Here is a 15030-nt window from a genome sequence, read left to right on the forward strand (position 1 = left end):
GAGCTGAGCGCGCGGCTTAATCCGGCCCAAAGACTGTTCACGCCAACACCTTCTCAACCGCCTCAATCAACACCTTGGGCGAAGCGAACTGCATCTCCCGCGTCGCGATTTCCACGGCGACCTGCACGCTGCTGCCACGGGTCATGCGGTCACCGGTTGCTGCATCGCTGATCAGGTAGTTGATCTTCAGGCGGTTCTCCCACTCCACCAGATCGGCGCGCACGATGATCTGCTGGCCGAACTGTGCGCCACGGATATAGCGCAGTTGCAGGTCGATCACCGGCCAGGCGTAGCCAGCGTCACGCATCTGCACGTAGTTGTGGCCGAGCTTGTCGAGCAGGGCGCAACGCGCTTGTTCGAAGTATTTGACGTAGTGGCCGTGCCAGACCACTTCCATCATGTCGACGTCGAAGAACGGCACCTGCAGTTCGATTTCCGCCTGCAATACGCCCTTGCTACGCATAGAGCCTCCAGTGCTGTTCGCGGATGCGGGTCAGGCACAGGCGCAGCTCGGCTTCCAGGGCGCGGTCTTCGATCACTGGGTGGAAGTCCACGGCCAGTTGCTCGCGCATGGCGGCGACCGGCGCAGGGATATCGCTCTTGCCGTCGCGCTGGCGCAGCCACACGCCCTGGTTGGCGGCCAGCAGCGTGGCGGCGGCGACCTGTTCGGTCAGCTCCAGGCTGCGCAGGGCGTCGCGGGCGGCGATGGTGCCCATGCTCACCTTGTCCTGGTTGTGGCATTCGGTGGAGCGCGAGAACACGCTGGCCGGCAGGGTGTTTTTCAGCGCTTCGGCGGTCCAGGCGCTGGTGCCGATCTGCACGGCCTTGAAGCCGTGGTTGATCATTGCGCTGACGCTCGGCGCGCCGGACAGGTTGCTCGGCAGGCCGTGGTTGTAGCGGGTGTCGACCAGCAGGGCGAGCTGGCGGTCGAGCAGGTCGGCGACGTTGCCCACCAGGTTCTTCAGGCTGTCCATGGCGAAGGCGATATGCCCGCCGTAGAAGTGCCCGCCGTGCAGCACGCGTTCTTCTTCGGCGTCGATCAGCGGGTTGTCGTTGGCGCTGTTCAGTTCGGTTTCGATGAACTGGCGCAGCAGGCCCAGGCTGTCGGCCAGCACGCCCAGTACATGCGGGGCGCAGCGCAGCGAGTAACGGTCCTGCAGGCGGTGCAGTGGCGCGGTCGGCGCGTCGATGGCCAGGTCCTGGCGCAGCCAGGCGGCGACCTGCATCTGACCCGGATGCGGTTTGGCGGCGAACAGGCGCTCGTCGAAGTGCTCCGGGTTGCCTTCCAGCGCCACCACATTGAGTGCGGTGATGCGCGTGGCCAGCTTGAGCAGGTAATCGGCGCGGGAGAACGCCTGGCAGGCCAGGGCGGTCATCACCGCAGTGCCATTCATCAGCGCCAGGGCTTCTTTCGGGCGCAGCACCAGCGGCGTCCAGCCCAGCTCGTTGTGCACGTCGATGGCGCTGCGGCGTTCGCCGTTGAACAGCACTTCACGCTCACCGGACAGGGTGGCGGCAACGTAGGACAGCGGCGTGAGGTCGCCACTGGCGCCGACCGAGCCTTCTTCCGGGATCAGCGGCAGCACGTCGTATTCGAGAAACGCTTGCAGGCGCTCGAGCAGCTCCACGCGTACCCCGGAAACCCCGTGGCACAGCGACTGCAAGCGTGCGGCGAGCACGGCGCGGGTGCTGGCTTGATCCAGCAGCTTGCCCAGACCGCAGCCGTGGAAGGTGTACAGATGACGCGGCAGCGCCTCGACCTGATGCAGCGGCACGGCCACCACGCAGGAGTCGCCATAGCCGGTGGTGACGCCGTAGATCACCCCTTCCTTGTCCAGCAGGCTGTCGAGAAAACGTGCGCCTTTGGCGATTTTTTCGCGGTAGGCGGCATCGCTTTGCAGCTGCGCCGGGGCGCTGCGGCTGGCCAGGGCGACGACCTGCTCGATGCGCAGGGGCTGTTCGCCAAACACGATGGGATCAGGCTGATGTGTCGTCATCTTCATTCCAGAACGGGTAGAAATTGAACCATTGCAGGGGCGCACTCAGGCAGCGCTGGGCCAGGCGGTCGGCATAACGCTGGGTGCATTGGCGGATCGTTTCATCGCGCTCGCTGCGCTTCCACGGCAGGCGCTCGATAAAGGGTTCGAGGATCACCTGGTAGCGGCCATTGATCTTCAAGCAGCTCATCAGGTTGACCGGGCATTGCAGCAGCCCGGCCAGCAGCCAGGGGCCTTGTGGGAAGTCCGCCGGCTGGCCGAGAAAATCCACGCTGACTTTGCGGCTGCCCTTGAGCGGTACGCGGTCGCCGGCAATCGCCAGCCATTCGCCACGTTCCAGTCGCTCGGACAATTGCAGCATGATTGCCGCGTCCAGTTCGCTGACCTGGATCAGGCGCATATGGCTGGCCCCGGCGTCGGCCAGCAGGCGGTTGAACTGTTCGGCATGTTTGGTGTGCAGCAGCACGTTCATCTGCACCCGCGCGCCGACTTCGGCCAGGGCGCGGCAGACTTCCAGGTTACCCAGATGTGCGGCCACCAGAATCTGCCCGCGGTTCTGCCGTTGCAGTTGGCCGCAGAGGTCGTCGGGGTCGATCAGGTCGACCTGCTCCAGGCCGAGGCGGCCGCTCCATACGTCGAGCTTGTCGAGCAGGGTATCGGCGAAGCTCATGAATTGGCGGAAGACCGAGAGCCGGGTCGGCTTCAGCTCGGCGCGCCCGCTCCAGGCCGCCAGGTTGCTCTGGTAGTGGCGGATGCTACGCCGCGCCTTGGCGCCGAACAGGTAGAAATACAGCACGATCAGATACAGCAACGGGCTGATCAGGCGACGGCCCAGCACACGTGCCAGCCAGGCGGTGAATTTCATCAGGATAAAACTGCCGCGCTCGCGCTGGCTGGCCCAATGGCGTTGATCACTCATGCCCGCCACCTGTGCCAGAGAATCAGTGGGGCGCGCACTAACATGCCGAAGAACAGCTTGGCGTGCATCTTGGAAATCAGCGCGTTGTCGAGCCACAGGCGAAAGTGCGAGAGGCCGTCCAGCGGGTAATGCACCTTGGTTGGCAGCCAGTGCATCGGCTGATTGCGCCAGGCCAGGCGCACCAGTACCTCGGTGTCGAAATCCATGCGTTTGCCGATGTTTACCGCGTCGATCAGCGCCAGAGTGGCGGGCAGCGGGTAGACACGAAAGCCGCACATGGAGTCGCGGATACTCAGCGACAGGGTGTTGATCCACACCCAGATGTGGGTCAGGTAGCGCGCATAGAGGCGGCCTTTCGGCACGCTGTCGTCGTACTGTGGGTAGCCGCAGATCAGTGCGTGTGGTGCGGTTTGCGAGGCATCGATAAAGCGCGGCAGATCGCTGAGGTCGTGCTGGCCATCGGCGTCTACCTGCAGCGCATGGCTGAAGCCTAGCCGCGCCGCCTCACGCAGCCCGGCCATCACCGCGCCGCCCTTGCCCTGGTTGACTGGCAGACGGACGAGGTGGGTGTCGGGTTGTGCGGCCAACTGATCCATCACCGCTGCGCAGCTGCTGCTGGATGCGTCATCAACCAGCACGCAGGGCAGGCCGGCCGCATGCAGCGCGGCGACCACCACGGGTAGGGCGTGTTCGTGGTTGTAGACCGGGATTACCGCGCAGGGCTTATGCACTGGCAGCCCCCAGCAAAATCCGCCCGGAGGAGCAGGCGGCCTCGCCGTTGCGGAAAGCGAAGTACAGCTTGCCGCGCGCGGCGTCGAAACGCAGGGTCAATTGCAGACGGTCACCGGGGCGCACCAACTGCTGGAATTTCAGCACTTCCATGCCGCTGAAGCGTGGCGGCAGATCCTTGATCAGCTGTCGCGCCAGCTGCTGCGCCCAGTCGATTTGCACCACGCCGGGCAGCACCGGGGTCTGCGGGAAGTGCCCGCTAAAATGCGCCAGGTCCAGCGGTACATCCAGTTCCAACTGCCATTCGCCGTCCTGCTCGACGGCCGAGTTGGGTTCGACCTGGGTCGGCCGTGGCGCTGCCAGCACGGCTTCGACGGTGGCCTGGGGCAGTTTGCCCTGGCTGGTGTAGGGCAGCTGCGCCAGCAGACGCCAGCGGCGGGGCAGGGCGATGGCTTCGCAATGCTCGGCCAGGTGACGGCGCAGGGTTTCGGTAACAGTCTTGCGGCCCTGGTTGCGCAGGGCGTGCAAGCCGGCCGGGCTCAGGGCAACCAGGGCGCCGAGGTAGGCACGGCCTTCCTGCACCACACCCAGGCGTGCATCGCTGAGCCATTCGTGGCTGCTCAGCGCCTGTTCGAGCATGGGCAGGGAAATGCGTTTTTCTTCCAGCTTGATGATGCGGTCCAGGCGGCCGCGCAGGGCAAAGCGGCCATCGGCCTGCAGCTCCACCGCATCGGCAGTCTGCTCGCGGTGGCCGGCAGGCAGATACGGCGAGGTCAGGTGCAGCGCACCTTCGGCGTTTTGTCCCAATACGATGCCGGCAAACGGCGTCCACAGTTCCCCGCCCTGACGCCAGGCGATACCGCCGGTTTCCGAGCTGCCGTAGATTTCCGTGGGCCATTGGCCAAGCAGCGTGTGCAACTCGGTGGCGGTTTCACCTGGCAGCGCGCCGCCTGAGGAAAACACCTGGCGCACCGCGCGCAGCGCCGGCCAGTTGAGGTTGTCGCCCATTCTTTTTAATAGCGCGGGGCTGGCCACCCAGGCGAAAGCCGTGCCGGTTGCCAGGCTTTCGCGCTGCAAATCTTCGGGGAACGGTTGGGCGCGGCGCAGGAACGCGCGGCCGGCGCAGAGTGGCCACAGCACGCGAAACAGCAGGCCGTAGATATGCTGAGTGGCGACGCTGCCGAGAATGGTCGCGTCGCCCAGTTGCGCGCCCCACAGCTGTTCCAGCGCCTCGACTTCATTGGTCAGTTGGCGCAGGGACTTGTCGATCAGCTTGGCTTCACCGCTGGAGCCGGAGGTGCACAGGGTCAACCTGCATTGGTCGAGCTCCAGCGTGGCTGGTGGCAATGCGACACTTTCTGGATTTAGCAGGTCATCCAGGTTGTCCAGCCACAGGTCGCACTGGCTGGCCATGCGCTGGCGGGTTTGCGGCTGGGCATCGGCCGGCAGCAGCACGGCAATCCCGGCGCGCCAGGCGGCGAGCAGGGCAATCGCCAGTTCGCCGGCGTCGTCCAGATACAGGGCCAGACGCTGCACGCTACGCGCTTGCAGCTCAGCGGCCAGGCGCAGAGCGTGCTGGCGCAGCGCTGGCTGGTCCATATCCGGGGTTGCCGGGCGACCGCTGTGGGCTTTGTCGAGCAGGTGCTCGAGGGGCAGCCAGTTCATTCATGTCTCCTTACGTGCTGGCGCACCAGCCACTCACCGGCAAACAGCAGGCCCATCAGGCCATACGCGATCAGCCCGGTATACAGGGTCCACCAGCTCAGCGGTGCCCAGAAATTCAGCGCCACCACCACCAGGCCGTTGAGCAGAAAGAAAGCGGCCCAGACCTGCGTCACGGTGCGCGTGTAGCGCACGGCCACTTCCGGCAGCTGCGGTTCGCTCAGGCGTGCCAGGCGCTCGATCAGCGGCGGGCCGAACTTCAGGCTGAGGCCGAACAACGCCAGCAACAGGCCGTTGAGCAACACTGGGTACCAGCGCAGCAGTGCCGGCTCGCCGGCCAGGCCGAGCAGCAGGCAGAAGCTCAGGGCCATGGCGGTCATCCAGCGGTTGCCGGGCTTGCCCCATTGCGTCAGCGCCCGGGCCAGCCACAGGCCGCCAAGGCAGACGGCAAACAGCTGCGGCGAGAGGTGCTCCATGCCGTAATACACGGCAAAGGGGTAGAGCAGCCCGGCCAGCAGCAGGAGCAGGCCAAATAGGCGACTCATTATTCGCTGGCTGGGGCGTTGACCAGTTGCAGCACCGCCTCGACCACATCACCAACGGTGCGCACTGCCTTGAACTCTTCGGCCGCAAGCTTTTTACCGGTCTGACGCTTGATATGGTCGATCAGGTCGACCGCATCAATGCTATCGATCTCAAGGTCCTGATAGAGGTTCGCTTCCGGTGTAATACGTTCGGGCTCCAGCTCGAACAGCTCGACCAGGGCGTCGCGCAGGGTGTCGAAAATCTCTTCACGGGTTTGCATCGGCGGCTTCCTCAGGCGGTTTGTTGCGATGACACGAATGCCGCCAGGCTGGCTACGTTGGCAAAGTGCTTGCGGGTGTCTTTGGCTTCGGCGTCGATCTTGATGCCGAAACGTTTCTGGATCGCCAGGCCGAGTTCCAGGGCGTCTACCGAGTCCAGGCCCAGGCCTTCACCGAACAGGGTCAGGTCGGCGGCGATATCCTCTGCGGCCATGTCTTCGAGGCCCAGGGCGTCGATGATCAGGTTTTTAATTTCCAGCTGCAAATCGCTCATCTTCGGCGAGCTCCTTAATAAAGTGTTGGTGCAGTACATCATTGAGTTTGCGGGACGCAATCGGCGCTGGCCCCAGTGCATTGAACTGTTGTGGGTCGATATCCTCGCCTACCCGAAGGCGGAAGTGAAAGCGACGCGACGGAATGCTGTACCAGGGCTCGGCCTTGGTCAGGGTGGTGGGCGTGACGCTGATTACCACCGGGGTGACAACGCGTGCGCCGCGCAGGGCAATGGCCGCTGCGCCACGGTGAAATTCCGGGTGCTGGCCCGGCGTGGTGCGCGTGCCTTCCGGGAAAATCACCAGGGTCTGGCCGCTCTGCAGGGCGCTGGCGGCTTCGTCGAGCATGTCCATGCTGCCGCTGTTGCTGATGTAACCGGCGGCGCGGATCGGTCCGCGCATGCTCGGGTTGTCCCACAGGCTCTGTTTGACCACGCAGTTGGCATCACGAATAAAGGCGATCAGCACCACCACGTCGATCAGTGACGGGTGATTGGCAATCACCATCTGGCCTGGCTGGCCGAGACGCTCGATGCCTTCGACTTCGTAGGTCAGCACGCCGCTGCGGTACATAAAACGTACGAACAGGTAGAAGGTCTTGCTCACCACGGCGCGCGCGCGGGTACGCCGAACCAGGCTGTCACCCGGCAGCAGGGCCAGCAGCGGGAAGATCAGTACGCGCAGCAGCACCCCGCCGATGCCGAACAGGCTGAAACTCAGGGCCGTAGCGATCAGCCGCCACCAATAGGGCGCGCTGTACCGGCTCAGACCTTGTTGCGAGACCAGGTCCATTGGCGGTTCTTCCAGTGATGTTGCAGGGTGGTCTGGTCGCTGCACAGGGCGCGTACCAGGTTGAGCGCGTGCGGCCATTCGCTGCGGACGCCGTCGCCCCGGCTTAGCTGCAACTGCCAGTCTTCGCCCGGGGTCAGCAGCAGGCCAACCGCATAGGGAAACGGCACGTCATCGATAAACGGCGCGTACAGCGCGGGCGGGGTTTCTTCGGCAATCACCAGCAACACTGCCGGTGCGCCGTCGTGGAGCATGCCGCAGGCTTCCAGTACGGCGTTTTCCAGGCCGTCGCCGGCACCGGCAATGGCGGTCATTTCGCTGTGATCGCCACGCTGGATCGACCACAGGCCGATGATCGCGTTGTGTACCGAGAGGCTGAATTGGGTCGGCGACAGCGGCTCGTCGTGTGCCAGATCGCTGAGGATGGTCAGGGTGCGCGGGGTTTCGCCGTGGCGGCTGGCAAACACCATGGGCAGTTGCGGGTGCGCTTCGGCCAGCGGCCAGGCGACGTGAAAGGCCATACGTGCCAGGCGGCTCAGGCGCCGGCGTTGCATGGCGGGCAGGGCGCTGACATCCGGCTGTTCGCCGGCATCCGTCAGGCACAGCGGAGCCTGATGCCAGGCGCACCAGTCAGCCGTGCTGTCCAGGCCAGGGGCCCAGGCACGCCATTGTTCGATCCTGAAGTGTGTCACGCGCTGCGCGTCCATGTCGGCTACAGCCAGCCGCAACCAGCGTGGGGCTTGGCAGCAGGTGTGGCGAAGTGCTGGCATTATCCAGACCACGCGGGTCGTGCGCAAATCCATGGCGCCGGGTTCTGACCATCGGCGACAGGTCAAGTGCCGAAAATCTCGCCCTTGTCACGTAGTTTGCATAGAATTCGGGACCATTTCGGGGTTAATGCGGGTCAGGGAGGTGTTTCATGCGGCGCGTGATCTTCAATCAGAAGGGCGGTGTGGGTAAGTCCAGCATCGCCTGCAACCTGGCCGCGGTGAGTGCCTCGCAGGGCTATCGCACCCTGTTGATCGACCTGGATGCCCAGGCCAACTCGACCCATTACCTTACCGGCCTGACCGGCGAGGAAATCCCCATGGGCATCGCCGAGTTCTTCAAGGGCACGCTGTCATCCGCGCCGTTCGGCAAGAAAGGCAGCGTGGATATCTACGAAACGCCGTTTGAAAACCTGCATGTGGTCACCGCCACCGCCGAGCTGGCTGATCTGCAGCCCAAGCTGGAGCAGAAGCACAAGATCAACAAGCTGCGCAAACTGCTCGAAGACCTCAGCGAAGACTACGAGCGGATCTACCTGGATACCCCGCCGGCCTTGAACTTCTACACCGTGTCGGCGCTGATTGCGGCCGACCGCGTGCTGATTCCCTTTGACTGCGACAGCTTCTCGCGTCAGGCGCTGTACGGCTTGCTGCGCGAAATCGAAGAACTCAAGGAAGACCACAACGAAGGCCTGGAAGTTGAAGGCATTGTGGTCAATCAGTTCCAGCCGCGTGCCAGCCTGCCGCAGCAACTGCTCGATGAGCTGATCGCCGAGGGCCTGCCGGTGCTGCCGGTCAACCTGATGAGTTCGGTGAAGATGCGCGAGTCGCACCAGGCCTGCACGCCGCTGATCCATCTGGACCGTAGCCACAAGCTGACCCAGCAATTTGTCGAGCTGCACGACCTGCTTAACGCCAATTGAGCGTTAGCCCGTAAATAAAAAAAGCTGCCTAGGCAGCTTTTTTATTGGCTGGTTCAGAGCCAGTTTTCATGCAGCAGGGCCGACGCGCAGCAGATCGTCAGCGAACGACGTAAATGTCGCAGGGCGCCTTATGTAGGAAGTGTTGCGCCAGGCTGCCGAGCAATGCTTGCGACAGTGCGCTGCGGCCGTGGCTGCCGAGTACCAGCAGTTCGATATTGTGGCTTTTCAGGCGCGCTTGCAGGCAACGCAGAATGCCGCCCTGTTCCACCGAATGGCTCAAGGTCGGGCCTTTTTCCGGCAGGTTCTGCGCTTCATCTTCGAGCAGCTGGTTGATCAGCGCTTTCTGCGTGGCCAGTTGCGCTTCGACCTGCTTGGGCGTGCCCTTGTTCGGTTCGAACACATGCAGGGCATGCAGGTCGGCGGTTTCCGGCAGCAGGCGATAGGCCTGGCCGAGGGCGCTGCAGGCGCACAGGGAGAAGTCGATGGCGGCCAAGGCGCGCTCATACGGACGGAAATCGTTACGTGCCACCAGCAGCAGCGGCACCGGGCAGTTGCGCGCGATGCGGTCGAGGCTGGTGCCGGAGAAGAAGTCATGGCGCTGGTGATGGCCGCCGAGTACCAGCAGGTCGCAGTCCAGCTCGCTGAGCTGCTGCAGCACCACTTCCGAAGGCTTGATGCCACTGCGAATCAGCAGTTGGCTGCCGGGCGGTGCGTACTGGGTGATGCTGCGATCTAGGGCCTGTTTGGCAAGCTCATGATCTTGACTGCTTTTGCTCGGATCGAGCACGTGGAGGATGGTCAGTTTGGCGTTGAACTGCTTGGCCAACTGGGTGGCGCGGCACAGGGCCATGTCGGCCGTGTCGCGCAGGTCGTGGGCAATAAGGATGTGACTGGGCATGGTCGGCGTTCTCCTGCCGATGCATGTCGGCACATTTATTGTGACCTCGAGTCATAGCTGGACTTTTGACCCAGGGCAAGGTCAGGCGTCAGCGCGTGCGTAATTGGTACAGGCCGCGACTCTGAGCCACTACTTCACCACTGTCGTCGGTCAGCTGCAACTCTAAAACGTACTCCGCTTTACCCTCTTCTGTTGCCTGTTTTTGCAGTTGCTCGATTTGCGCCTCACTCAGGCTCGCTTCGACCTGTATATCACCGGTGGCCGGGCGGCGAAAACGCAGGTTCATTTCCTTGACGATGGGGTAAAAGCGCTGAGTATCGAAGCTGGTGAGAAACAATGCCCCGCCAGGAATTTCTGCCAGGGTGAACAGCGCGCCGGCGTACATGCTGCCGATATGGTTCTGGTTACCCGTCAGCGGCATGCGCAGACGCACATGACCCACTTCCAGCACATCGGCCTTGAGCCCGCTGCGCTGGACAAAGGCGATCTGTTCTTCGGTGAGCTGGCGCACCAGTTCAGTAGGCAGCGGCATGGTCGGCTCCACAGTTATGGGTGTGTAGCCAGCCTAAAGGTTGGTCGTGAGCTCGGTAATGACCGCGGTGCCGTGGACGGATTGACCGATTCGCTCAAATGCCCTGCTGGCGCAACCAGCCAAGCAGCTGCGGCAAGGGCAGGGCACCGCTCTGTCGGGCCACTTCCACACCGCCTTTGAGCAGGATCAGGGTTGGGATCGAGCGAATGCCCATTTCTGCCGACAGTTGCGGGTTGGCCTCGCTGTCCAGTTTGCTCAGGCGGCAGCGGCCTTGCAGCTGCGCGGCGGCTTGTTCATAGATCGGCGCAAAGCTGCGGCACGGGCCGCACCAACTGGCCCAGACATCAATCAGCAGTGGCAGGTCGCCCTTGTTCTGCGCATCGAAGTTGGCCTGGGTCAGCTCGAAGGGTGTGCTGGGCAGCACCTCGGCCTTGCAGCGGCCACAACGCGGCGTATCGCCCAGGCGCTCGGCGGGAATGCGGTTAAGGCCGTTGCAGTGCGGGCAGGGGATCAGCAGAGGGTTGGGCATGGGCGACTCCAGAGGCGGTTATCCCTTATCTGGAGTCGCTTGCGCGGATATCAAGGGTGATCAGCCCGCGGCAGCGTCCAGCGCCTGGGTCAGGTCGGCGAGGATGTCGTCGCTGTGCTCGATACCGATCGACAGGCGCACCATGTCACGCGGCACGCCGGCACGCTCCAGTTCTTCGTCATTGAGTTGACGGTGAGTGGTCGAGGCCGGGTGACAGGCCAGCGACTTGGCGTCGCCGATATTCACCAGGCGCACCACCAGCTTGAGCGCATCGATAAAGCGCGCGCCGGCTTCCTGACCGCCGACAATGCCGAACGAGAGGATCGCTGCCGGCTTGCCGCCGGTATAGCGCACGGCCAGATCATGCTCGGGGTGATCCGGCAGACCGGCATATTTCACCCAGGCCACCTGCGGATGGTTTTGCAGGTAGTGGGCGACCTTCAGCGCGTTCTCGGTGTGTCGCTCCATACGCAGGGCCAGGGTCTCCAGGCCTTGCAGAATCAGGAAGGCATTGAACGGCGACAGCGCCGCGCCGGTGTTGCGCAGCGGCACCACGCGGCAGCGACCGATGAAGGCGGCGGGGCCGAAGGCTTCGGTGTAGGTCACGCCGTGATAGGACGGGTCGGGGGTGTTGAGCAGCGGGAAGCGTGCCTTGTTGTCGGCCCAGGGAAATTTGCCGGAGTCGACGACGATGCCACCGATGCTTGTGCCGTGGCCGCCGATGTACTTGGTCAGTGAGTGCACGACGATGTCTGCGCCGTGTTCGAAGGGGCGGCAGAGTATCGGCGTAGCCACGGTGTTGTCGACGATCAGTGGCACGCCATGGCGGTGCGCAGCCGCAGCCAGAGCCGCCAGATCGACGATATTGCCAGCCGGGTTACCGATGGATTCGCAGAACACCGCCTTGGTGCGCTCGTCGATCAGCGCCTCCAGGGCAGCGATGTCGTCATGGGCGGCAAAGCGGGTCTGGATGCCGAAGCGCGGCAGGGTGTGGGCCAGCAGGTTGTAGGTGCCGCCGTAGAGCTTGGCCACCGAGACGATGTTGTCGCCGGCTTCGGCCACAGTCTGGATCGCGTAGGTGATCGCCGCCATGCCGGAGGCCACGGCCAGTGCGCCGACGCCGCCTTCCAGTGCTGCCACGCGCTCTTCGAGCACGGCGTTGGTCGGGTTCATAATTCGCGAATAGATATTGCCGGCGACTTTCAGGTCGAACAGATCGGCACCGTGCTGGGTGTCGTCGAAGGCAAAGGAGCTGGTCTGGTAGATCGGCACCGCCACGGCCTTGGTGGTCGGGTCAGGGCTATAGCCGGCGTGGATGGCCAGGGTTTCCAATTTCATGCGCGCGTTCCTTCAGGGCAGATTGAAAGGTTCGCAGCATGGAGAAAGCAGCAAGGCCCGGTCAATGCGCTGGAGCAATGAAACGGGCCTTGGGTTAGATCGATGTGTTTGCAGCTTATGCCGTCAGATTGGCGTTAGCGGGAAAAACCAGGGGATGATCACTGTAGCGACGCCCCACAACAGCAGGTTGAGCGGAATGCCGATCTTCATAAAGTCGGTAAAGCGATAGCCACCGGCGTTGTAGACGAAGGTGTTGGTCTGGTAACCGATCGGGGTGGCAAAGCTGGCGCTGGCGGCGAACATCACCGCGACCACGAAGGCGCGCGGATCGACACCCAGATGCTGAGCCATGCCGATGGCGATGGGCGTCACCAGCACCGCTACCGCGTTGTTTGACAGCACCTCGGTGAGAATGGACGTGAACAGGTAGATAAACGACAGCATCAGCAGCGGGCCGGCCCAGGGCAGCCAGCCCATGACGTTCTCCACCATCAACTTGACCAGGCCGACCTTGTCCATGGCGATGCTGATGGCCAGCATGCCGAAGATCAGGCTGAGGATCTTCCAGTCCACGGCCTTGTAGGCGTCTTCCACATCCAGGCAGCGGGTCGCCAGCACGGTGACTGCGCCGATGATTGCCAGACCCTCAATGGGCATTACGCCAAACGCGGCCAGCAGCATCACCGCCAGGGTGGCGATGATCGCAATCGGCGCCTTGTCACGGCGGAATGCGCGCTCCTGCACGTTGTTGAGGCTGATCAGTTCGCCGTTGTCGGCGAAGCGCTTGATCTGTGCCGGCGTGCCTTCAACCAGCATCACGTCACCGAACTGCAACTGGAACTCGTCCAGGTTGCCGGAAACATTCTCGTCCTGGCGGTGCACGGCCAGCACGGCGATGCCGTAGCGCGCAGTCAGGTCGAGGTCGCGCATGGGGCGGTTACTGTAGCGCGAGTTGCGCCCGACGATAGCCTCGGCCAGCACCACGTCGTGGCTGCTGATGGTCTCGAAGGCTTCGCTGCGGTTGAAGCTGAGGTGGCCGCTGCCGCGCAGTTCGACCACGTCTTTGACCTGGCCGTGGATCACCAGTTGGTCACCGGCCATCAGCAGCGTGTCATGGGCGGGCTCGGTGAATTCTTCCTGGTCACGGAAGATCTTCAGCACTTGCAGGCCACTGCCGCCATTGAGGTTGGCCTCGCTGAGGGTTTTGCCGATCATCGGTGAGTCGTGCGGTACCAGCAACTCGCTCATAAAGGTGCGCTCAAGATCTGGGCGCAACTGCTTGGACAGGGTTTCACGCTCAGGCAGCAGGCGATGGCCGATGGTCAGCAGGTAGGCCATGCCGAAGGCGGCCATGACCAGCCCGGCGCCGGTAATCTCAAAGATGCCGAAGGGTTCCAGGCCAGCCTTGCGCGCGACACCGTCGACCAGAATATTGGTCGAGGTGCCGATCATCGTCAGGGTGCCGCCGAGAATGGTGGCGTAGGACAGCGGAATCAGCAGTTTTGACGGCAGTGTGCCGGCACGGCGGGCCAGGGAAATCGCCACCGGGGTGAGAATGGCCACCACCGGGGTGTTGTTCAGGCAGGCGGAAATCACCAGGGCGGTGACGGTCAGCCCGGTGAGCACACGAATCGGGCTGGTGCCAACCAGATCACCCAGCCAGTTACCCAGGGCGTCAATACAGCCGGTGCGCTCCAGTGCCGCAGAGAGCACGAACATGCAGGCGATGGTTACCGGCGCCGAGTTGCTCAACACGCTGAGCACTTCCGCAGGTGTCAGCAACTGGGTAATCAACAGCGCCGCCACGGCGATGGCGGCGACGATGTCCGGGCTCCACTTCTCACGCACAAAGGCGTAGAGCACCCAGACCAGCAGGGCGCCGACAAACAGCAAGGGCAGGGGCAATGAATCCCAGAACATGGACATCCTTAGCGTCGAATCTCGTGTGAGGTATCGGGCGCGCCAGTTCAGACGGGGCGGCCACGCAAGGCGGAGAAGATAAGGGTTGCTGCTTAGAGAGTCTAAGAATGTTTGGAAAGGTTTATATGCCTTTTCGATTTAATAGATAAGGCTGTACCGGCCGCTCTGGCGCGCACTGTGCCTGTGCGCCTAACCGGTGGCGGATTAGGCTGCGGTCTTTGCGCAGCGGAGGTGGATATGCGTCAGCTAGGTATTCTGGGCGGGATGAGCTGGGAATCCACGGCCAGCTATTACCGCTTGCTCAATCAAGGCGTGCGCGAGCAACTGGGTGGCCTGCATTCGGCCCCGTTGTTGTTGCACTCCGTGGACTTCGCCGAGATCGCTGAACTGCAGCGCCGCGCCGACTGGCAGGCAGCGGGTGAACTACTGGCCAGGGCTGCGCAGGGCTTGCAGCAGGCCGGCGCAACGGCCTTGCTGTTGGCGACCAACACCATGCACAAGGTCGCGCCGGCATTGGAAGCGGCGGTGCAGATACCGCTGTTGCATATCGGTGACGCGGTTGCCCAGGCCCTGCAACGCCAGGGTGTGCGCCGTGCGGCTTTGCTGGGCACGCGCTTCACCATGCAGGAAGACTTCTACCGCCAGCGCCTGGCCGAGCGTTTCGGTATTGAAGTGATCACCCCGGACGCCGCGCAGATGGCGGAGATCGACCGGGTGATCTTTGCCGAGCTGTGCCAAGGCCAGTTTCTGCCGCAAGCACGCGACTTCTATCTGAACTGCCTGCGCAGCCTGCACGCGCAGGGTGCCGAAGTGGCCATTCTCGGCTGCACCGAAATCGGTTTGCTGCTCGATGGGCTGGATGCGCCGCTGCCACTGCTCGACAGCACCGAGCTGCATGTGGCCATGGGGCTGGAGTGGCTGCTGGGTGGTGTGTAGGTTGGGTTGAGGAGCT

At 63.3% G+C, this 15030-nt stretch carries 17 protein-coding genes; 2 read left to right on the plus strand and 15 right to left on the minus strand.

Translation table 11 applies throughout. From position 1 onward, the window contains the following. Positions 1–37: 37 nt before the first annotated feature. From IOD17_RS02170 to IOD17_RS02215, 10 genes are read right to left on the minus strand one after another with little or no spacing between them, the layout of a single operon-like run. Positions 38–463, minus strand: a complete 426-nt coding sequence (locus IOD17_RS02170; protein ID WP_233683472.1) for an acyl-CoA thioesterase — start codon at positions 461–463, stop codon at positions 38–40. After that, the gene (locus tag IOD17_RS02175) at positions 456–1997 is read right to left on the minus strand and encodes an HAL/PAL/TAL family ammonia-lyase (RefSeq protein ID WP_233683473.1); all 1542 of its coding nucleotides are present in this window, start codon (positions 1995–1997) and stop codon (positions 456–458) included. The genes IOD17_RS02170 and IOD17_RS02175 overlap by 8 nt, the downstream gene beginning before the upstream one ends. Next, a complete protein-coding gene (locus IOD17_RS02180; RefSeq protein WP_233683474.1) occupies positions 1978–2916 on the minus strand; it encodes a glycosyl transferase in 939 nt (312 codons plus the stop codon). Before IOD17_RS02180 ends, IOD17_RS02175 begins: the two co-directional genes overlap by 20 nt. Beyond that, positions 2913–3647, minus strand: a complete 735-nt coding sequence (locus IOD17_RS02185) for a glycosyltransferase family 2 protein (RefSeq protein WP_233683475.1) — start codon at positions 3645–3647, stop codon at positions 2913–2915. Before IOD17_RS02185 ends, IOD17_RS02180 begins: the two co-directional genes overlap by 4 nt. Then, a complete protein-coding gene (locus IOD17_RS02190) occupies positions 3640–5310 on the minus strand; it encodes an acyl-CoA synthetase family protein (protein ID WP_233683476.1) in 1671 nt (556 codons plus the stop codon). The genes IOD17_RS02185 and IOD17_RS02190 overlap by 8 nt, the downstream gene beginning before the upstream one ends. Next, positions 5307–5852, minus strand: a complete 546-nt coding sequence (locus IOD17_RS02195; protein WP_233683477.1) for a hypothetical protein — start codon at positions 5850–5852, stop codon at positions 5307–5309. The genes IOD17_RS02190 and IOD17_RS02195 overlap by 4 nt, the downstream gene beginning before the upstream one ends. Next, entirely contained in the window at positions 5852–6112 is a 261-nt protein-coding gene (locus tag IOD17_RS02200; protein ID WP_233683478.1) for an acyl carrier protein, read from the minus strand. The genes IOD17_RS02195 and IOD17_RS02200 overlap by 1 nt, the downstream gene beginning before the upstream one ends. A gap of 11 nt (positions 6113–6123) precedes the next feature. Further along, positions 6124–6384 (minus strand): phosphopantetheine-binding protein, encoded by a 261-nt coding sequence (locus IOD17_RS02205; RefSeq protein ID WP_090249897.1) that lies wholly within the window; start codon positions 6382–6384, stop codon positions 6124–6126. Beyond that, positions 6359–7174 (minus strand): lysophospholipid acyltransferase family protein, encoded by an 816-nt coding sequence (locus IOD17_RS02210; protein ID WP_233683479.1) that lies wholly within the window; start codon positions 7172–7174, stop codon positions 6359–6361. Before IOD17_RS02210 ends, IOD17_RS02205 begins: the two co-directional genes overlap by 26 nt. Further along, positions 7147–7878 carry a beta-ketoacyl synthase chain length factor gene (locus IOD17_RS02215; protein ID WP_233684496.1) on the minus strand — a complete coding sequence of 244 codons (732 nt, stop codon included), beginning with the start codon at positions 7876–7878 and terminating at the stop codon, positions 7147–7149. The genes IOD17_RS02210 and IOD17_RS02215 overlap by 28 nt, the downstream gene beginning before the upstream one ends. Positions 7879–8090: 212 nt before the next feature. Here IOD17_RS02215 and IOD17_RS02220 point away from each other — a divergent pair, with 212 nt between their 5' ends. Then, a complete protein-coding gene (locus tag IOD17_RS02220; protein WP_233683480.1) occupies positions 8091–8861 on the plus strand; it encodes a ParA family protein in 771 nt (256 codons plus the stop codon). Positions 8862–8958: 97 nt separating this feature from the next. Here IOD17_RS02220 and IOD17_RS02225 read toward each other — a convergent pair whose 3' ends face one another. From IOD17_RS02225 to IOD17_RS02245, 5 genes are all read right to left on the minus strand, one after another. After that, on the minus strand, positions 8959–9759 hold the full coding sequence (locus tag IOD17_RS02225) for a universal stress protein (protein WP_233683481.1): 801 nt from the start codon (positions 9757–9759) through the stop codon (positions 8959–8961). An 88-nt stretch (positions 9760–9847) separates the two neighbouring features. Further along, positions 9848–10291: a YiiD C-terminal domain-containing protein gene (locus IOD17_RS02230; RefSeq protein ID WP_233683482.1), complete on the minus strand. Its 444-nt coding sequence runs from the start codon at positions 10289–10291 to the stop codon at positions 9848–9850. Positions 10292–10385: 94 nt separating this feature from the next. After that, entirely contained in the window at positions 10386–10820 is a 435-nt protein-coding gene (trxC, locus tag IOD17_RS02235; RefSeq protein ID WP_233683483.1) for a thioredoxin TrxC, read from the minus strand. Between the two features lie 60 nt (positions 10821–10880). After that, a complete protein-coding gene (locus tag IOD17_RS02240; RefSeq protein WP_233683484.1) occupies positions 10881–12158 on the minus strand; it encodes a bifunctional O-acetylhomoserine aminocarboxypropyltransferase/cysteine synthase in 1278 nt (425 codons plus the stop codon). 123 nt (positions 12159–12281) lie between these two features. After that, a complete protein-coding gene (locus IOD17_RS02245) occupies positions 12282–14078 on the minus strand; it encodes an SLC13 family permease (protein WP_233683485.1) in 1797 nt (598 codons plus the stop codon). A 237-nt stretch (positions 14079–14315) separates the two neighbouring features. Here IOD17_RS02245 and IOD17_RS02250 point away from each other — a divergent pair, with 237 nt between their 5' ends. Further along, on the plus strand, positions 14316–15014 hold the full coding sequence (locus IOD17_RS02250; RefSeq protein WP_233683486.1) for an aspartate/glutamate racemase family protein: 699 nt from the start codon (positions 14316–14318) through the stop codon (positions 15012–15014). The last annotated feature ends 16 nt before the right edge of the window (positions 15015–15030 follow it).

It is taken from the genome of Pseudomonas anguilliseptica, from assembly GCF_021375795.1.
GTDB classification, from domain to species: Bacteria; Pseudomonadota; Gammaproteobacteria; order Pseudomonadales; family Pseudomonadaceae; genus Aquipseudomonas; species Aquipseudomonas anguilliseptica_A.